This is a genomic window from Mucilaginibacter sp. OK268 (genome assembly GCF_900103125.1).
Lineage (GTDB): Bacteria > Bacteroidota > Bacteroidia > Sphingobacteriales > Sphingobacteriaceae > Mucilaginibacter.
Genome location: NZ_FNJV01000001.1, coordinates 487,722 through 507,594 on the forward strand (window position 1 = coordinate 487,722; position 19,873 = coordinate 507,594).

At 41.1% G+C, this 19,873-nt stretch carries 11 protein-coding genes; 8 read left to right on the plus strand and 3 right to left on the minus strand.

What is annotated here, in order from left to right; genetic code table 11:
- Positions 1–259: 259 nt before the first annotated feature.
- The 3 genes from BLR84_RS01970 to BLR84_RS01980 form a co-directional block, all read right to left on the minus strand.
- Positions 260–1,072, minus strand: coding sequence for a hypothetical protein (locus BLR84_RS01970; protein WP_090463577.1), 813 nt, complete (start codon positions 1,070–1,072; stop codon positions 260–262).
- A 242-nt stretch (positions 1,073–1,314) separates the two neighbouring features.
- Positions 1,315–3,702 (minus strand): AAA family ATPase, encoded by a 2,388-nt coding sequence (locus BLR84_RS01975; protein WP_090463580.1) that lies wholly within the window; start codon positions 3,700–3,702, stop codon positions 1,315–1,317.
- Positions 3,703–3,841: 139 nt separating this feature from the next.
- Positions 3,842–8,344, minus strand: coding sequence for an SMEK domain-containing protein (locus tag BLR84_RS01980; RefSeq protein ID WP_090463583.1), 4,503 nt, complete (start codon positions 8,342–8,344; stop codon positions 3,842–3,844).
- A 641-nt stretch (positions 8,345–8,985) separates the two neighbouring features.
- Between BLR84_RS01980 and BLR84_RS01985 the strand changes: the two genes are divergently transcribed.
- The 8 genes from BLR84_RS01985 (at position 8,986) to BLR84_RS02025 (ending at position 19,848) form a co-directional block, all read left to right on the plus strand.
- Positions 8,986–9,513, plus strand: a complete 528-nt coding sequence (locus tag BLR84_RS01985) for a hypothetical protein (RefSeq protein ID WP_090463586.1) — start codon at positions 8,986–8,988, stop codon at positions 9,511–9,513.
- Between the two features lie 34 nt (positions 9,514–9,547).
- On the plus strand, positions 9,548–9,976 hold the full coding sequence (locus BLR84_RS01990; protein ID WP_090463589.1) for a hypothetical protein: 429 nt from the start codon (positions 9,548–9,550) through the stop codon (positions 9,974–9,976).
- Between the two features lie 71 nt (positions 9,977–10,047).
- Positions 10,048–11,484 (plus strand): SEFIR domain-containing protein, encoded by a 1,437-nt coding sequence (locus tag BLR84_RS01995; protein ID WP_090463592.1) that lies wholly within the window; start codon positions 10,048–10,050, stop codon positions 11,482–11,484.
- A gap of 118 nt (positions 11,485–11,602) precedes the next feature.
- On the plus strand, positions 11,603–12,247 hold the full coding sequence (locus tag BLR84_RS02000) for a hypothetical protein (protein ID WP_143013803.1): 645 nt from the start codon (positions 11,603–11,605) through the stop codon (positions 12,245–12,247).
- Between the two features lie 424 nt (positions 12,248–12,671).
- Positions 12,672–13,700 (plus strand): DUF6236 family protein, encoded by a 1,029-nt coding sequence (locus BLR84_RS02005; RefSeq protein ID WP_090463598.1) that lies wholly within the window; start codon positions 12,672–12,674, stop codon positions 13,698–13,700.
- 735 nt (positions 13,701–14,435) lie between these two features.
- Positions 14,436–15,161, plus strand: coding sequence for an ImuA family protein (locus tag BLR84_RS02015; protein WP_090463602.1), 726 nt, complete (start codon positions 14,436–14,438; stop codon positions 15,159–15,161).
- 3 nt (positions 15,162–15,164) lie between these two features.
- A complete protein-coding gene (locus BLR84_RS02020; RefSeq protein WP_090463603.1) occupies positions 15,165–16,661 on the plus strand; it encodes a Y-family DNA polymerase in 1,497 nt (498 codons plus the stop codon).
- A gap of 4 nt (positions 16,662–16,665) precedes the next feature.
- Positions 16,666–19,848, plus strand: coding sequence for an error-prone DNA polymerase (locus BLR84_RS02025; RefSeq protein WP_090465719.1), 3,183 nt, complete (start codon positions 16,666–16,668; stop codon positions 19,846–19,848).
- Positions 19,849–19,873 lie beyond the last annotated feature (25 nt).

Consider the following 19,873-nt stretch of genomic DNA (forward strand, 5'->3'; position numbering starts at 1 on the left):
ATTATGTGGAGAGGGTGGTATTGGCCTATTATAAACTGAATGAAATAAATAGATTAATAAGCCTTTCAGAACTGTTTCCATGATATCGTTTTTCATATCTTGCCAGTTTTTTCCTTTTCTTCTTGAATAATGGAGATTAAGGACATTTTAACGTCTGGATTAAACCCCGGTAGGAAACCCAGCAGAAACTACCAGGTATTCCCAGCACTAGCACGCCCAATTTCTTTTAATAATGGTGGACGTCCAGGGAATCGCTTTTTTAATGCCGTTTAGCGCGCGGTTGCTTTTGCGCATTTATTCTAATTTTTTTTGTTTCTCCATCACAGATTTCGAACAATTTATTTCGCCATTCGACTCTGTTATAGTCAACGCTATTATTAACTTCAATTCCATGGAAATATCGCTTATTTTTATGAATAATGCCAAATTGCATAGCATTAAATCGATTATAAAGCCCAACTAACTGAGGAGGCCCTCCAACATAGTTATTGGTAATATTCTCAAGTGTTTCGCAAAAGCACTGGAAAACGGCACGGCTGGTTTTGGCCTCATTGCTTTTTTGAAATTCCTTAAACCGTTCTTCAAACTCAATTCTGCCGGAACCAATAATAAATAGCTTATCCGAATGTTCAGAAAATGTTTGGTTCCCAACGGACCATGAATCGCCAGCTTTCCTCCAGGTTATTTTCTTACAAAGGAAATCTATCTCTCCACTCCTACAAGCAAATAATATTTGAATAGTGTCGTCGACAATACCGATTGTCTGTGATGGGTAATCCGCGAACAATTCTTTTAATTTTTGGTAAAAGGCATCAAATTTTTCATCGTTCGTGGAAATAGCAGGGAATAAAAAGCCTTGATCAGAAAGATCAATCAACTGGTTAATTACGATAGACGGAAATAATACGTCTCCACAATAACCAATTATTACAGGGTGATTTTTACAGCCAAAAACTTTCCGTCCAAAGTCATAAGTTGCGGTTATTCCCCATGATATTCGGCTATCACTTGCAATGTTTAATGATGAAATTTTTCTGGAATCCATACCGATCCAAGAAACTACAAGTGTCATTTAATATTTTTTGTTAAGGTAATATTTATTTTTTGCTTCTTAGTCAACATGCTTTGATCAATCGTTATTTGGGATACAGTAAGTCGATACGAACTACACAGTGCAATCAATTTGGTCTGATCCAAACAGATAATATGCGTAAAACATAGAATTATGTGAACCATTTAAGCGCTCTTCGGTAGCCATTTTTAGAAGAACTGTGCTAAAAAATGAAAGTACTCATTACTCATTTTCCTTTTTCTCTAAGCCAATTGATTTATGCTGTCCATGAGTGCCTCATATTGATCTGCGTCAGTAGTTTTTATCCGGTTAATAACTGCGTTTGATACCCGGTGGATTTCGTCCATATCTATAGGCTCCATGCCTCTTTCGAAATGCTCTCCGATATGAGAATACTCATTTATAACCCGATTGATGAGGTTAATGGTGATGCTATCCCCGGCAAAATATTTGCGCAGCTTCTCGTCTGGTGTCATTTTATGACTTGGGTACTTGTAGAATAGGTAAGCTTCCAGAAATTTGCGCATGTTATTGCCAAAACTATATTGATAATTATGGTTGATGATTTCACGGTCACCTACAGAGCACTGGTAGATTTGATCGAACAGATAATTAAATTCGGTAATATAGTTTTTGAGATAGTCCGGTGCCAGTTTCAAGATAGTGTTACCTTTTGTTTTCCGTTCAATGATAAAATGCTTGATATCTGCCTTGTTTTTGCTGCCGGGCTGCGGTTTAAAATAAGGCGTTGTTAGTTTTTTTAGGTATTTTAAGAAGTCGAGGTTGTGGGTCGAAATAAACAGTTGTCCATATTTTTTTGGGCCAGCTATCACACTTTCGATCAGACTGAACATAAAAAAAATATGGTTACTATCCAGGCTCGATATTGGGTCATCAATATAAATAACCAGTTTGTGGCCATTGACTTGATCTTTGAGTTCATCCTCCATTTTTGCTATGAAATAACAAAAGGAGATAAGGCTGCATTCTCCTTCACTTAAATTGTTAGCATTTATGCCTTCCCGTTGGATAATAAATTTCATATTGGGCGATTCTCCTTCCGCGACCAGCTTTAATTCGTTATGCCCAAAAAAATGGGTCAGGTGCTGATTGACAAGTTCTGCACCTTTGCTTTCATCTTTAGCCTGCGCTTCTAAAGTTCTTTTTTCTTCAGCTAACCTTTTGATTTCTGCTTTTTTAGGCGTAAGGTCGGTGTGTAATTTAAGTAGTTCGGCATCTTTGGTATCAATGGTTTCCAATTCTTTCAGATAGTCGATATCTATGAGATAGGCAGCGATGTGTGCAAATCGTAAATCTTTCCTTGCCCGTAATTGGTCAAGAGCTAGTGAACTCGTTTTTTTATTATGGTCAGTTAGGATATTATTAAATTGCCTGAATACATTCAGAATGCTTTCTGAAACATCAGTAATCTCTGGGAGTTCACGCTCGCGAAAGATATCTTTTTCTCGTGCCCGAAGCTCAGTGATCAGTTGATCTATACTTTCGCTGTAAGTTTTGCTTGCGGATTTCCATGTTTTTAGCGCACCATCAAATTGGGGTTGTAGGGTCACGTAAAAACTTTCTTTTTTTAAGGTTAAAAACTCATTTAATCCTTTTTTTGCTTGCTCCAAAAGGTCTATTTTGCTCTTTATTGACGCTCTTAAATCCTCAGACTCTTTGCTGAAGTGTTCATCCAATTTGCTCCAGAGTTTATCGTCGATGATATTGCCGCAGAAACCGCAGGTTTTACGCTTGCCTTTGTGTTTATCTATCCCTTGCCTTACCCATTCCTGTAAAAGGTTATCGCTGATCAAGTCGGCTATTGGTGTACTGGGCTTGATCTTCTTTAAAAGAATTTCCTTGCAGTCTTTGTAATAATCCGCGAATTTTGGTTTGGATTCAGACAAGGGGTTAATATCTTCCAATGCACCTTCCTTTAATAATTTGACCTTTTCCTGTGTTTGCTCTGGGCTTAAGAAGTGTTTATTGAGATCTGTTCCCAATAGTGTGATATCCGCCTTAATGTCAGTTATTGAATAAGCCTTTTTTGCATTAGTGGCCAGGAAGAGATTACTGTCGATCTTGATTTTGTCACTGGCCCGCCTCTTCAATTTTTCATCCAGAGTGTTGGTCCTGTCCTCATTTAATTTCGCCAGCCGGTCAAGCTCTTTTTGCAATTTGTCTATTTCAAATAAAAGACCTTTGCCATCATCAACTTTTCCAAGAGCCTCATCAATTGCTGTAATTTCTTTATCAAGTTCTATATTTTTCGATCCGAGTATGGTAAATGGTTCTATGGTACCGTCATCATTGTACAACCACCCCAAGTTTTCCCTTACAAAATCGGTATTATAAACGCGGATCTTATGATGAGCAGCGAACTCATGGAGATTTGCCTGGGATATAACCTTGCCATTATCCAACGTAATTTGGAACTTACACTCAAGGTAGTTCTTATGCATGAGGTTGTCTTCAATGCATTTAAACATTCGAGCCAATGTCGTTTTACCGGAGTAGTTCCTTCCGTAAATAATATTTAATCTTTGGAATATATCATCACGGCCTATTGCTGTTTGCCAGGAATAACTGTTGAATAGTCCAAAATGACCTATATCAATTTTAGTAATCATTTGCTGAGGTTTGTGAAAGGTCGTTTGAAAGGTTACCAATCAAACTTAGGTATTAATTATCTTATTTTAAATACTAACGGATTACTAATAACTCGATGCAAAATATCAGATATGCCTTAACTGTTTAAATATTTCGTTGCTAAAAAATTTCCCTCAATTTCCAAATTAACTCCAGTGCCTCCAACCATCCGGAGTTTGCAAAGTGGTCCAGGATGGAAAGTAAATGATTAAAGTTTGCCTGATCTTTCAATATACCTTTATGGTCTGCAAGTATTCTCTCCGTCAGTTTCATGGTTTCCTGCATAGTCGTCTGGTCGTAGGTAAAACTATTCGCTGAAGCGCAGGCAACAGTATCCGAAGCTAACTCAAGAATGTAAACAGGATCGGCAGGAAATAAAAAGTTTAATAGCTGCATGAGGTAATAACCTGAATGTGCGACCATAAAACCTTGTTTTATATTTTTTGATTGGGTCAGGATTAGTGATAGCAATGGCTTTACTTGTTTAAGATAATCCTTTTTGTCTTTCAAAATCGCTAGCTTCGACTTACTTTTCACGTCTTTATCAACTTTAAAGAATAGTTGATCAATACATAAGTCTATCGTATGGAGCGGAGCGGTTATGGCAGGATCATTGAGTTCGAGTCCCTTAACCAAATCAAACTGACCAAGTATAAATTCTTCGATCAGAGAATATAGCTCCCGCTCGCTTGTTTTGCCTAATAGTGCTTCCTTTTCTTTGTTTTTAGAATCAAGGATTTCAAAGGTGCGCCATATGAATTCCCTGCAAAAATCTTCATTGACCGAATTGTGCCTGACTAATTCTAGTGCTGATGAATTCTCATGGTTCAAAATAACTTCCAGCAATAAATAAACGTACATTTTTTCAAGTTCGTTCTTTACCTTGATGTTATGGATTCTGGGACTAACCGTCCAAAGCGAATCAACTACTTTTTCGGTATTTTGAGTAATGACATCCTTGTAATACATCGCATGAATAACTTCATGGAGACAGTCGCCGTCTGTCTCATTTCGCATTCGCTCAGCAATAACAAACCAGTACAATTCTGGCGCTGCTTTATAAAAATACGACAATTCCCGTAACGCCTGAAAGCGCACATGTTGTGTGTTATCAAGCATTAACAAAAGCAGTTTATCTGCAACAGTCTGTTTTTTCTCCTGATATAACAAATTGATCAAAACGCTTGTGGCGTAAATTCTCGGACTGGGTGTATAACTACTAAATGGTGTGGTCAGGTCACCCACCTGGTATTCGTGATGGTACCTGGGGTCATCTAAAAATTCGAATGCAAGGACTTCCGCCCATGCCTTCAAATCGGCCGGAATGCTTTTGAGTTTTTGCAAAATTGTGCTTAGATACTGACTGATCGCCTCATCGCATGCCTCCAGTAATTCTTCCGGGTAGCTGTTTGTTCGCAAACGGTATAAAGCTTTTACCGGTTTCAAATATGGCCGATAGTGTTTAGGGACAGGCTCAGGCCTGTTTTGAATTAAAACATGACTGTCATTAAATTCTTCAATCTGTTTGATGAGGGTATAGGCTTCATGTTCGGAGGTCATTTCATCACGAATGTCAAGCCTTTGTTTATCTTCTGCTACGGTGCGTTGAAATGATATGGAGCTTTCAATCCTTTTTATCTCTTCACCGGTGATGATACCCGTTGAATGTAAGTGTCGAACGCTTTCTTCCAATACCAATTCGCCTTCCGGCACGCAGCTAAAAAGTACACCTTTTATGCGATTCATGAAAGGCTCATCATAGTATTCGAATTTTGGTAAATTATAAATAGTTGATTCAATTTTCTTTTTTTGGTCGAGCGAAAACAGGCTCCATGATCTCTCAATTAGAAGACATACTTCTTGTCTTGTTTTGGAAGATGAATAAATGCCGGAATTAGTCAATATAGCGGCTGACATTTCCGGATTTACTTCGGGTCGTTTTTGCAGAAAATTCAGTAAACGTGTCCAAAGTGTTCTTGAACGGGCATGTTGAGAGTAAATATCCAGTAAACCGTTAAGCACGGTTAATTTCCCCTCATCGACTAATGTGTGAAAATAGGTCATAATCCGTTTGATGTGGGAGAGCGGGCCGTAATCTTTCTCGATTTTGTAGTCGTAAATGCTGCCATCTTCGATAATGGTCCCGGAAATGCCATTTATTACAATTGACTCCTGATGCCGTACTTTCCAGTACAACTGGTCATGTAATAGTTGTTGATCAACGATCTGCAATCCGAAAGCAAGAGATCGTTGCGGATTTAATAATAGTAAACCTTCAAATTCAGCCTCTAACCGGTGATGTACACTGTTGAAATCTTGCTTTCGGTTACTTCTTAACGGCATAACGACGCTATTGCCCATAGAAGTTTCCTTATCACTTATCTCTGTATATGCATAGACGGTCTCATAGATAGCAAATGCGAACGCCAGATCGTACCTAGCGATACTATCGATTTCGTCGGCCAGAATAAAAAATAGGTGAATGTTAAAATCTGGCACTTTTAGGAAATTCAAAAGCTTATTGAGTAAAGGCTTAGGCTTGTTGATTACATGCAAACATTGGATGTAATTACGGAGTGCCCAATATTGTCCATTACCCTCAATACGCGGTTTAAGTGGAACATTATCCAAGGCGTCGAGGTAATAATTCAGATAGTTATAACATACTCGTCCAAGCAGTTTCAGCGTTTTATTGTCTTTTGAAAATTGCTTGATGGCTCTCTCCGTCAAATTCCCCAACTCCCAGATGGTTAAGGGCGCAATATCTTCAGAAACGGCAAAGAAGAAGCGAACGTCTTTTATTTGAAGATCATCAGGACGGGTGAATCGTATAGCTTCCAGAATCTTTCGAAAAACGGCTGACCGTTCTTCGTCATCGGTAATATCTTCAAGTGGTGCGAAGTCTTCGACGGTTTTGAAGTAGTAGGCTAATACGTAATTTAATATGGTTTGATGGATGAGGCGGAACAGCGGTTCTGAGATCTTTTTTAACGCAAGATAATGTTGCCAAAATTGCAGACGTTCATGACTCCATAATGTACTGTAAAAATAAATGTAGCTTGACCTGAATAGAAATGGTTGCCGTTCATTTTTCTTCAGGTAAGAAATTAACTCGTCGGTACTTTCCGGTATTGCATATTTAAATAAAGCATATTCAAGCAAAATATTATGGACAAAAGCCAGATTTTCGAGTGTATAGGATGTTTCCGTAATGATACCATCGCTAAGCAATGTTTCAAAAGCCACTATATTCTGCTCTGTTAAAATAGCAGATTTTTTGCAACTCAGGTTTTCCTGCGTGCTCAATATAGTGGTTAGCTTGCGCAAAAACAGATCCTTAGCCGTATCTCTGTTTACCCGTTGATTCCAATAGAGGGTGAGCAACTGTTCTTCCGTATGGACATTTAAAGGTGCTTTTTCAAACACGACTTGTTCAAAAAGGTTTAGAAAATAAGGAATGCGAAGCATGTCCTTCAGGGATTGGTTTGCACGATCATAAGAATGCTTCAAAGCGATGTGATGTTTTATCGCCGTTAGAACTTCATTTTCGGAAAGGCTCGGAATTTCGAGATACCGGCATCCGATGGCATTTTTGATTGAACTTTTTGGAAATAGCTCTGCCAATTGGTGCGATTTTAAAGCATCGTAGGAACGGGTGCTGGCGATTACATGCCAGTTAACGTCCAGATGATTAATTGCGGTTTTAATATGGCTCAGCATATTTGCTTTAAAGGACTCGTCCTTCGCGGTATCAAACGCATCGAATATCAGTAGAGATTTAGCCGCAGTTGCAGGTACTGCTTTTAGCGCATCAAGCCATTTGGAAGTTGTTCCTAACTCCGTACTTAATTCTTCGGATTTCCCTTTTATAAGTTCATTGATCCTGATTACAAAACAAGGGATGCCAGCTTGATGATAATATCTTTGGAGTTCTGTAATCGTAAAACTTTTGCCGTAACCCGGCCCTCCAGTGATTAATCCGTTATTTTCCTGAGTAAAATTGAAGAGTTCGATAATCAGTGCTTTTCGGTCGACAAGGAATTTATCCTTATGGATTGGTTTTAACAACTGCTGTGGCAATGATATTATCTTGGCTGAAACCTTACTTGACTTATTCGCTGGTATAACATTCAACTCATGATGAAGAAGGTCGAACACCGGCCTTAATTTTAATGCAGATTTTTTTTCATAAAAAATGTAATCAGAGAGTTTGGCCATGTCCCAGCCCTCATAATTCGTGCCGCCAATTAGCTTTGTTTTAAGGAACTCCTTATCAACCTTTTGAGAAATATAGAAAAGATAAAAGTTGCGATATTTTGAATTTGAATTTTGTTTATTCAAATCTTTAACCACCTTACTATATTTCGCCTGATGCGATTGATTAGAAGTAATTTGAACAAAAATCTCGTTGCTTTTATCGACCAGGTCGAAGCTTTTCTGATTTAATTTAGTACGGTTGCCGTTCTCAAGCTTCCACGAAAAAACTAAATTCAACAGTTCACACAAAAAATTCTCAGCATGGATCGCATCGTTATGCAGATGAAGTGCATTTGCACGTTCTATATCATCAGCTAACCGGAATAACAGTGTCTTTATTTGTGCGAATAAGGCGGTTGAGTTCATTATCAAAATTAATATTATTGATAAATTAAACCTAATGACAAAAGCCTAGAGGTACATGCTGTGGAAATAATCATTCATTAAGTTAATATAATTTGCCCCAGATTGTTATTAACCTCGAATAAAAAGAAATTAAATCTCATTTCTAAGGATTTAAGTAATCCTAAAGGCAAAATAATTGAGTCGGGCAAATTGATTAATCAAATCGCATTAGTTATCAAATTAATATTAGAAGTGATAAAATATTCTTAATGTACAAATTATCTTACTTCAGGGAATTTGAATAAGAGAATTTCTTCAATTACAATTCAGGCATCGTATGTACATCAAAATAAGGTCCGCTAAGCGCTCGCTGCTGGGGGCTTTAACCTTATCACAATACCAGGCAAGGATGATGAACAAGGGCTGCTAAATAAGCTACCATATCTATGTCCCTTATTTGAGTACATGTTAGCCTGTGTATTTTCTTTTCCATCATACAAATCTTCTTGCAATAGTGAGCTTCTGTGATACGAAATTAAACAACCCATACGAAATTGAATGGCCCATTAAATTCTAAAGGAGTAAGTAAAAGGGGCTTAGGATGCCCGGATTTTTTTCTACATTCATGGCAGCCAAAATATATTGGTCCCTAACCCTAAGTGATGAGCGATAAATCCCAGAAGCTTTTTAAATATCATAAAAATGCTGCCACGGCATTAATCAAACTTCGCGGCGATGGCTACTCCTTTTTGGAGCTTGACAGCATCTATCAAATACTCATTTACCAATTGGATTGTACGGAAGTTTATACCGAGATAATCCATAAGGAATTAAGTTCGGATGAAATGGTTTACCATATCAAGGAGTTTTTCAAGACAAGTGGTTTACCTATTGGCTCGGTCGTCTTTGACATAGAGGACGAGGAAGACGGCAGGAATCTGAATGCTTTAGAAAAAGCCATATTCAGGGAGAATGGTTCTGTGTGGATTATTCATAAAAATGATGCTGACCCATTCCCCTCCAATCCACATGCACATAAATTGGATAGCTTTGTAAAGCTCCATTTAGGCAATGGGAAATTGTATAGGAAAACCCAGGTATACGGGCAGCTACCCAAAAAAGAATTGGAGAGATTGCGGGATAAAATTGCGAAAGGGATGAAAGATATTGTATTGCCGGTATTAGAATAGGCGTAACTTTATTTGAATTATTCTGAACAGCACAATGACCACAAAAGACCTTATAACCATTATTATTGCGCTTTATGCATCCTTACTTTCAAGCTATCTGGCATACATTAGGTGGCGAGAACGTAAAGAAGAAAGATTCAGGCTTATCGTAAAATTTGCTATCAACCCCAATGGCCCCGATGAGAATGAAATCCGTATCACTAACCGTTACAAAAATCCAATTACCATTGATGGCTTTGAACTCTATTGGGCAAAACGTAAAAATGCATCTCAAATTCTCAGTGTGCGAACAAGTCTGGAACAAAGTTGCCTGATACAAATAGAAGCCCACGAAACCAGAGTTTTAGTATTTAATGAAGAAGATCATTTTGTTATCAGACAAGGGCAAGGTAAACTATTTTTAAGGTTACATATTGCGGGAAGAAAAAGTGTAACACAGATGATTTTTCCATTCGTCCGATAAAGAAACGGTTGTTCATAAAAAACATTAGGACAGGAAAATGACATTTACACTAAGTGTATTTTAAGTAAAAGATGAATAAAAAAGTATTTATTTCCTATAGCTGGACAAATCCGGAACATGAAGATTGGGTGCTGTCATTGGCACAAAGACTGGTACATGATGCCGTAGATGTAAAGCTCGATAAATGGGACCTCAAAGAGGGGCAGGACAAGTATACCTTCATGGAGTCTATGGTTACCGCAGCGGACATCGATAAGGTGCTCATCATTTGTGACAAGAAATATGCCGAGCGTTCAGATGCAAGAACTGGAGGTGTGGGTGCAGAAACGCTGATTATCACACCAAAGGTTTATGAAAGCACTGAGCAGAAAAAATTCGTCCCATTGGTTACTCAGACCGATGAAAATGGGAAAGCCTATCTGCCAACCTATATCGGCTCCAGAATCTATATTGATTTTTCAAAAGAGGATGACTTTGAAGGGAGTTATGAGCAATTGCTCAGGAGTATTTTTGAACGCCCTCTTTTGAGTAAACCGGCACTTGGGGCTAAACCTCCTTCGTATCTGTTTGAAGATACCCCAATGTCTTTTAAAACAACTACCATGGTTCGGGGATTGGAAGCGCAATTGAATAAATATCCCCATCGGTTAAACTCCTTGTCAAGGGATTTCCTGCAAGTATTTCAGGAGGATCTCTCCACTTTTATCATAACTCAACCTGCTAATAATCCTAAAGACCTGGGTAAACAAATTTTTGACATATTACATCAATATTTACCCCTGCGTAACGACTATATACAATTTTTAGATATCCTAATCAAAAGCGGTTTGGAGTTTGATGGCGATGTCATTTTTCGTTTCTTGGAACGATTGTCATTGCTCTTAGCTCCACAAAATGAGCAGGTCTTAAATTGGAATCACAGGAGCTATGAACATTTTAAATTTATCATCCACGAATTGTTTTTATATACCGTTGGTATTGCGCTTAAGAATGAGAACTATAATTTCCTTGAAAATATTTTTCAGGGCCGGTACTTTATGCAAGGAAGAGACAGGAGCCGCCCTGAGCCGGAAAGTTATGCCTCTTTTTATCACTATTATGATTCTATGGATGTTTATTATAAGGATTTACACGGACAGAATATAACCTCTGTACACGCAGACATACTGATAAAATTTGTTCCTGAGTATTTGGGCAAAGATGTACTGGTTAATGCCGACTTATTGTCATACCATGTGGGGCAGGTTTATGGTGATGACTGGTTTCCTATCACCTACATTTACAGGAACCCCTATAATCATTCCTTTGATTTTTTCAGTAGACTTCTTTCTAAAAGGCATTTTGAAAAAGTAAAGGGTGTACTCGGAGTTGAAAATATAGGCCAGCTCAAAATGGTCCTGACAGAGCTTCAGGACAAGCAGAAAGAACGAGGCTATAGTAATGCAAGGGGATGGATGCCGGTTATTGCCGATTATATAAAAGTCGATGCCGTTGGCGAATCAAAATAGGTTATTCTAAATTACTTTTCTTTTCAATGAAAGCAGGGTGATGATTTTTACTATTAGCCTGTTTATGTTAAATTACATTTCCTAAATCACAGCACTTCGTGCTTTTAAGAATTCAGCCATGAGCATAATTAGAAAACCACATAATTTGATTACTTACTATTGGGATGATATGGAATATTTTCTATCGGAAGCTGAAAAATCTAACGATATATATTCAGTTCAAAACTCCTTTTATAAAATAGCGCTTAAATCCATACCGGATAATGAAGAGGTAAAAATAAAAGTGCCCAATCTTCCTGTTTTTGATAAAAGAAATATTCGGTTTTGCATACTGTCATCATTCCTTTTTCTTGAAGCATTTATTAATGGGGAATACTTTGAAAGCCTGGAGTTTAAAAACACAATAAGAGAATTAAATCCTTCACAGATTCAAACATTAGAAAGCGAAATGGTAAGAACCTATTTCGACGAAAAATGGTCTAGGTGGGTTGCCTTATTTATGAAAGACCCCCATGCTAATTTAAAGGGTGATTTGGCATTTCAGAATATGAAAAAGTTAAAAGAGTGGAGAAATAGACTAACTCACTATAAAATTCAGGAGCTAATGGAAATTGCTCATGATGTGCAGTGCATTGAAAATGCCCGTGAGGCAAAACGAATAGTTGTAGACGTCATAGCCTGGTATTATTCTAAAACAAAAAGGAAAATACCTGATTGGGTTCGGAGAGATATTTTGAGCACACCGCAATCTCAGAATTTATAAAACAGGGGTGAAATTTCACTCCTGTTATCGTTACGCCATAAACTATGATCTTTAGTTTGATGTTTCTCAATTGTCTGAAACAGTACTTACTTGAGCTTCAATGTCTTTTTTACTAGATTATTGACAGTAATCAGGTATATGACAAAACCAATAATATTCAAAAGCGCAGGCAATGACATCAGAAATGCATTCCTATGATTAAGATTTAAGGATTTCAATATAAAGATGATCTTTTCTACATCTAATATGCAGGGATGGCACAAATTATTAGCTTGCTTTTCGACTTAATGTATTTGACGTTTTTGGGCAAAAAGATTGATTGATGTTTACTGCAATCAGATAGGAATATTCGTATGAAAAAAGCGGAGTATTACTATATTTATCTGAGTATATCAGAACGAATCAACCTAAAACAATCTAAACCATGGAAAGAACTTTGCTTTACTATCCAACGATTGATATTCCTGCTGCTGATTGGTTGGCATCTGGACTTTTATATGCAGACAGTGTTTCCTCTATTCTGCCTTTTTATGGTATCGAAGATCCAAGGATACCAGCCAATCTACTTTTTCTGATAGATAGTGGACAATATAAACCGGTTTTCATTGAACGGGTATTAGGCCGTTACATGGCTGACTTCCGTGAATTTCAAGATCTTTTTATAGCTACGACCAGCTCAGCGGAGTTTATAAGTAAGAACAACAAGAAAAAGGAAATCCAGGGCGCGCATTTTGAGCTGCTTTACGGACAAAAGATGACAGGTGAAATCAGATGGCATTTGCAGGAAAGGGGATTTATTTTCAAACAAGGAAATGGCAATGTATTGGTAGATGAATTAGTAGCACTTTATTATATGGGACTACTTGCACAATATGTTGCCAAAGTTGAAAAAAATGATCTTATCATTCCATCTACGGATGATAAACGGTATGAAGAAATTGCCTTTGGTATGGGAGCACACAAGGCGCCTGTATTCAATCTAATTTTAGAAAAGGTATTACCCGTACCGGTGGCGGGAACGGATATTAAAGCGATCATAAAGTTTAAGAAGAATTATGAAGGAGAGCTCATTGAGTTTCGCAAATTTATCAGCAGGATACAAGATAAGATACGCAATGCAGGCACACCAGAAGAAGCCAAGGAGATACTTATTGAAACCGCAGAAGCGATAAAAAAGGGCACCGCAGATATTGAAAAGATATATAAGGATGGCGGCATCAAAACATTTTTCTCCTCCTTTGAAAGCCTTTTTAAAGTGGAGAGCCCGAAAATGTTTCAGACCCTGATGGCAGCAGGCGTTATAAGCGCGCCCATAAATCCTATCGCTGGCGCTATTACGGGGCTGATCGGCATTACAGGAGGTGTTGCCTCTTCCTATTTTAATAATAAAAAGGAAGCAGACAAATCGGAGTTCTCTTATTTGTTCAAAGCTAAAAAACAACAATTCATCTAAAGGGCCTTTTTAAAATATTCATCTTATGGAAAAAGTCTTAAATATCCTTGTTGGCTAATGAGTTAAGGAGCAAATTAATTAAAGCAATGAGCGAATTTGTTTTACAGTATTTTCTTGCATTTTTTATAGCTGATTATAACCTTAAAATAACAAAGTTGGCAAATTGCTACGCAGCCTATTTGCGCAGCAAAATAATTCTTTTTGACAGCAGTGGAAAATTAGGGGCCTTGTAAAGCTGGCGAGCACGATTTAAAGGCTACTAAAAATGTTATCACCATCAACAGTATGGATATGGATATATCCGGTCCTCGGCCTTTGATCGGTGTTATCATCGTGCCAATAATCTAATAGAAATCTAAGGCATAGGGATGTCTGGGAAAGGTGAGCGGTTTGGTAATGTTGCACATACCGGCTATTTCCTTTAAATAGCTGTCATTTTATTCCTGTTCGGTAACGGCGAGTATGTCACCGTGATATATCCAAAAACCTTACGCATCGAGCAATACTCTGCTCTGGTAATCTGGCTTTTCGCCGTAGACGGTAGATAACTGGTAACTGATTTCCGCATCCTTACTTTCCGAATCTGATAGGATGCGCATGACCCATCAGGGCCGTTTTTGCGCTTTACCCAGGCTCTTACTCCTCATTGTAAAACAAAAGTCGAAAATATTTTGTAATTCTTTATATAAATTGCTAATATTTTTAGTATAACTTTACAGTCCCAAATTGAATTAGATGGCCAACACCAAAAACGATATCATCAGCCAGTTGCAAAAGGATATTTTGCAATGGGAAGGCTACAGGCCGCCGCCTGCTGGTAAACGGAAATTGGTTGGTTTAGGCCCGGTAGAAGCCGCTTTTCCAAATGGTGTTTTTCCTTTGGGGACCGTACATGAGCTGGTCTGTGCAAATACAGAACAGGCCGCGGCTTGCGGTGGCTTTGTAAGCGGGGTGCTTTCGATACTCATGCAAAATGGCGGTGCCTGTTTATGGATCAGCCTTTCCGGGAACTTATTTCCCGGAGCTTTAAAAGCTTTTGGTATGGAACCCGACCGGGTGATCTTTGTCAATCTGACCAGGGATAAAGAGGTGCTTTGGGTCATGGAAGAAGCATTAAAATGCGCTGGCCTGGCCGCGGTTATCGGGGAAATGCGGGAAATTGATTTTAAGCAATCCCGGCGTCTGCAGCTGGCTGTTGAACAAAGCCGGGTGACGGGTTTTGTTCTGCGCAATCGTACGGATAAAATGGGATCAACCGCCTGCGCGGCCCGCTGGAAGATCAGGCCATTACCCAGTGAGCCTGTTGATGGATTGCCAGGCCTGGGGTTTCCACGCTGGCAGGTCGAACTATTGCGGGTACGTAATGGGCAGCCGGGTAACTGGATCATGGAATGGTCGGAAGGTAAATTCAGACCGGTTGAAAAAGAACTGCCGGAACAACAAAAACAAATGGCGGGATGAGTTATGGAAAAGCGCTTTATGGCTATATGGTTTCGTCACCTGATGACAGACTGGCTAACCCTTAAACAGCCGGAGTTAAAGGAAATACCTTTCGTTTTTGCAACACTTGACCGTAACCGTATTGTCATTACCGCTGCCAACCCGGTAGCGGAAGCGCAGGGTGTTCATTGCGGTATGGCGGCAGCGGATGCCAAAGCAATTACAACAGATCTGCGGATATTGGACCATATCCCTGGAAAAGAAGCCAAATTATTACGGCAATTGGGATTGTGGTGTATCCGTTATACGCCTGTAGTAATGATCGATCTGCCAAACGGCCTGATCCTCGATATTTCCGGTTGCGCGCACCTGTGGGGTGGTGAACGTGCCTATTTGAAAGAGATTGTCAATAAACTGCGGACATCAGGCTATGATGCCCGCGCAGCCATAGCAGACACCATCGGTACCGCCTGGGCGATTGCCCGCTTTGGAAAAAAGACGCCCCTTGTGGAAGCCGGTATGCAGGCACAAGCCTTGCTGGACCTGCCGCCTGTAGCGCTTCGTCTCGAACCGCTGATATTGGAAAAACTGCAAAAGCTGGGTTTCAGTACCATCCGGAGTTTTATACAGATCCCGCGTACGGTATTACGTCGCCGTTTTGGGGAAGGCTTTTTATTAAGATTAGCGCAAGCTTTGGGCCTGGAAGAGGAAACCCTGATACCATTGGTTCCGCCGATGCCCTATACAGAACGTTTACCTTGCCTGGAACCGGTCAGAACAAAAAAAGCCATTGAGATCGCTATTCAAAGACTATTGGAAATGTTATGTATGCGTTTACAAAACGAAGGTAAAGGCATCCGTAAAGCTATCCTGAAATGTTACCGTATCGACGGTAAAATGGTGCAGGCGGGTATTTCCACCAACCGGGGTTCGCATAGTGTTTCCCATTTAGTAAAACTGTTTGAGTTACAGATCAGCAAAATAGAACCTGCTTTGGGTATCGAGTTGTTTTTGTTGGAAGCTCCTAAAGTAGAAGATATTGAACCCCTACAGGAAAAATTATGGGATGGGAAACCCGGTTTACAGGATGCTAGTCTGGCAGAACTGCTGGACAAATTGGCGGGCAAGATTGGCGCGAATGCTATTCACCGCTATTTACCCGCGGAACATAACTGGCCGGAAAGATCGATAAAACAAGCTGCATCTTTAATGGAAACCCCGGCCATCAAATGGAGGATTGATCGGCTGCGCCCCGTACGACTATTACGCCGGCCCGAAGCTATTGAAGTGATGGCGCTTCTACCCGATTACCCGCCTAAAGTATTTACTTATAAAGGACGGAGGCATGTGGTTGAGAAGGCTGATGGCCCAGAACGCATTGAACGGGAATGGTGGCTGGAACAGGGGGAACACCGGGATTATTACGCGGTAGAAGATACGGCCGGGCACCGTTATTGGCTCTTTCGCTCGGGGCATTATGATGACGCGCCGCAATGGTATTTACATGGTTTTTTTGCATAAGCTTATGAGGTACGCCGAGTTACAAGCCACATCCAATTTCAGTTTCCTGCGGGGAGGGTCGCATCCCGACGAACTGGTGGAACAGGCAGAAGCACTTGGTTATGAAGCTATCGCCATTACTGACCGTAATAGCCTGGCGGGTATCGTGCGTGCGCACGTCGCGGCAAAAAAACTCGCTATCAAATTTATTCCGGCCTGCCGGCTGGACCTGTTAGACGGGCCAAGCCTGCTGGCTTATCCAACTGACCGCGACGCCTATGGCAGGCTTTCAGCATTATTAACCGTTGGGAACCTGCGGGCTGAAAAGGGGGAATGTCATTTATATAAAACGGATGTCTATCAGCATCAGGAAGGTATTCAGTTTATTATCATCCCGCCGGATGAGTTAAACGCCCGGTTTGATTATGACGATGATTTTAAAAGCAATGTAGCGGAATACCGGGCTAACCTGGGCCTGGCATTATATATGGCGGCGACCCGTTCCTATAGCGGGGATGATGCCAAGAGACTGGCCCGCCTTGCTCAATTGGGTATTCCCCTGGTGGCTGTTGGCGATGTGCATTACCACGAACCTAAGCGTCGTGAGTTACAGGATATCCTGACCTGCATCCGGGAAAAATGCACGATACATACGGCGGGTTTCCGATTACACGCCAATGCGGAAAGGTTTATAAAACCCATAGAAGAGCTGCACCGCTTGTTCAGGGGATATCCTGACGCATTAGATAACGCGTTGAAGATTGCTGATGCATGCCAGTTCTCCCTGGATACCCTGAAATACATCGAACCGGAAGAAAAAATACTGGATGGACTGACGCCACAGGAACGCCTGATCAAATATACCTGGGCAGGTGCACATGAGCGGTATGGGGAACATATCCCCATAAAAGTTCAGGATCAGTTAAAATTTGAGCTTGCTTTTATTGATGGCCGAAAGCTGGCTCCTTACTTTCTCCGAGTGTATAAATACACGCAAAAAGCAGAGGAACTGGGCATCCTGCACCAGGGACGTGGTTCCGCGGCCAATTCCACAGTTTGTTATTGTTTATCCATTACAGCGGTAGATCCTATGAAATCCCGCTTGCTGTTTTCCCGGTTTATGTCTGATGCAAGAGAAGAATGGCCGGATATCGACGTCGATTTTGAGCATGAGCGACGGGAAGAGATCATCCAATATATTTATGAAGATTACGGACGTGAACATGCCGCGATCGTGGCGACAGTTACCCAGGAACGTCACCGTGGCGCCATCCGGGATGTGGGAAAAGCGATGGGGTTATCCGAGGATTCGATCAAACGGGTCGGTGCTACGATATGGGATTTTAGCGAGGAGGGTTTTGACGAGCAACGATTGCGTGAACAAGGGTTAAACCCGCATGATCCGCTCATTCATAAAGTATTAGAGCTAACCTCGCTGCTGATGGGCTTCCCGAGGCAATTAGGACAACATACCGGCGGTTTTGTTATTACGGATAATAAGCTATCGGATCTCTGTCCTGTACTGAATGCGCGGATGGAAAACCGTACGCAGCTGGAATGGAACAAGGATGACCTGGAAGCTTTAGGTATTCTGAAGGTAGACGTTCTGGGGCTGGGCATGCTGACCATGATCCGTAAGGCATTTGATATGGTAGCGCAGCATTACGGTAAAAAATTGACACTGGCCAATGTTCCCCAGGACGATCCCAAAGTTTATGAGATGATCTGCCATGCCGATACCATCGGCGTGTTCCAGATCGAAAGCCGGGCCCAGATGTCCATGCTGCCGCGCCTCAAACCCAAATGTTTTTATGATTTGGTGATCGAGGTGGCCATCGTACGGCCGGGACCTATACAGGGGGAGATGGTTCACCCCTATTTACGTCGGCGTAACGGGGAAGAACCGGTGGAATACCCTTCTAAAGAATTAGAAGCGATATTAGGAAGAACTTTAGGGGTACCACTATTTCAAGAACAAGCGATGGAGATCGCTATTGTTGCCGCAGGCTTTACACCTGCTGAAGCAGATGAGCTGCGCCGCAGCATGGCCAGTTTTAAAGCTAATGGCAAATTAGGCATGTATGAAAAGAAGCTGGTGGACGGCATGGTGGCCAGGGGGTACGAGGAAGGATTTTCCAGACGGGTCTTTAAGCAATTGCAGGGTTTTGAAGGGTATGGGTTCCCGGAAAGCCATGCAGCTTCCTTTGCCTTGCTGGTTTACATATCCTCCTGGCTGAAGTACTATTATCCGGATGTATTTTGCGCGGCACTATTGAACAGTCAGCCAATGGGCTTTTATCAGCCGGCGCAGATCGTCCGCGATGCCAGGGATCACGGCGTTAAAGTCTTGCCGGTGGATGTCAATCATTCTGGCTGGGATAATACACTGGAAGAAAAAGATGGAACATACCTGACCGTGCGTTTGGGTTTCCGGCAGGTCAAAGGATTACGGAAGGAGGATATGACTTTATTGATAGCAGGCCGGGGCCAACATTATGGCCATATTGATCAATTGCGAAGGGCAGGTGTACCCGAAACGGCTTTGGAAAAACTGTCGGATGCGGATGCTTTTCGCTCCTTAGGTTCAGACCGGCGCCAGGCTTTGTGGGAGGTATCGGCTTTGGGGGATCGGCCGATAGCACTGTTTGATGGTACGCCGTCAGAAAGCCTGCAGGAAATACAGGTTCAGCTGCCGCTGATGACCGAGGGCGAACATGTGGTACAGGACTATTCAGCTACGGGCTTATCCCTGAAAAATCACCCGGTGGCCTTAGTGCGGGAAAAGCTGAACCTCTTGCATAATACACCGATCGCTGAGCTTAAAAACAGGAAAGATGGCGACCCCATCAAAGTTGCCGGTTTGATCACCGTTCGTCAACGGCCGGGAACCGCTAAGGGCATCCTGTTCATGACGCTGGAGGATGAAACAGGTGCGGCTAATATCGTGGTATGGGAGAAACTGTTTGATACCTATCGCAAAGAGATCATCCAGTCCCGCTTGTTCATGGTAGAAGGGAAACTGCAGATCGAGGGTGAAGTGATCCATGTGGTTGCCAAACGCTGTTTTAACCTGAACAGCCTGTTACGTGGTTTGACCATAGGCAACCCCGATGATTTGCCACTATTAACCCTGGCACGGGCAGATGAAACGACAGCGCCCGGTCCTGACAGCAGAGAGGCTTTTCATAAGGGAAGAAATTTTAGGTAGTTGCTCATCTAATAAATGCTAATTT

What these genes read in the sequence shown, in the direction of transcription:
- BLR84_RS01970 (WP_090463577.1), bottom strand. Translation starts at nt 1,072, where the DNA reads ATGACACTTGTAGTTTCTTGGATCGGTATGGATTCCAGAAAAATTTCA.
- BLR84_RS01975 (WP_090463580.1), bottom strand. Translation starts at nt 3,702, where the DNA reads ATGATTACTAAAATTGATATAGGTCATTTTGGACTATTCAACAGTTAT.
- BLR84_RS01980 (WP_090463583.1), bottom strand. Translation starts at nt 8,344, where the DNA reads ATGAACTCAACCGCCTTATTCGCACAAATAAAGACACTGTTATTCCGG.
- BLR84_RS01985 (WP_090463586.1), top strand. Translation starts at nt 8,986, where the DNA reads ATGAGCGATAAATCCCAGAAGCTTTTTAAATATCATAAAAATGCTGCC.
- BLR84_RS01990 (WP_090463589.1), top strand. Translation starts at nt 9,548, where the DNA reads ATGACCACAAAAGACCTTATAACCATTATTATTGCGCTTTATGCATCC.
- BLR84_RS01995 (WP_090463592.1), top strand. Translation starts at nt 10,048, where the DNA reads ATGAATAAAAAAGTATTTATTTCCTATAGCTGGACAAATCCGGAACAT.
- BLR84_RS02000 (WP_143013803.1), top strand. Translation starts at nt 11,603, where the DNA reads ATGAGCATAATTAGAAAACCACATAATTTGATTACTTACTATTGGGAT.
- BLR84_RS02005 (WP_090463598.1), top strand. Translation starts at nt 12,672, where the DNA reads ATGGAAAGAACTTTGCTTTACTATCCAACGATTGATATTCCTGCTGCT.
- BLR84_RS02015 (WP_090463602.1), top strand. Translation starts at nt 14,436, where the DNA reads ATGGCCAACACCAAAAACGATATCATCAGCCAGTTGCAAAAGGATATT.
- BLR84_RS02020 (WP_090463603.1), top strand. Translation starts at nt 15,165, where the DNA reads ATGGAAAAGCGCTTTATGGCTATATGGTTTCGTCACCTGATGACAGAC.
- BLR84_RS02025 (WP_090465719.1), top strand. Translation starts at nt 16,666, where the DNA reads ATGAGGTACGCCGAGTTACAAGCCACATCCAATTTCAGTTTCCTGCGG.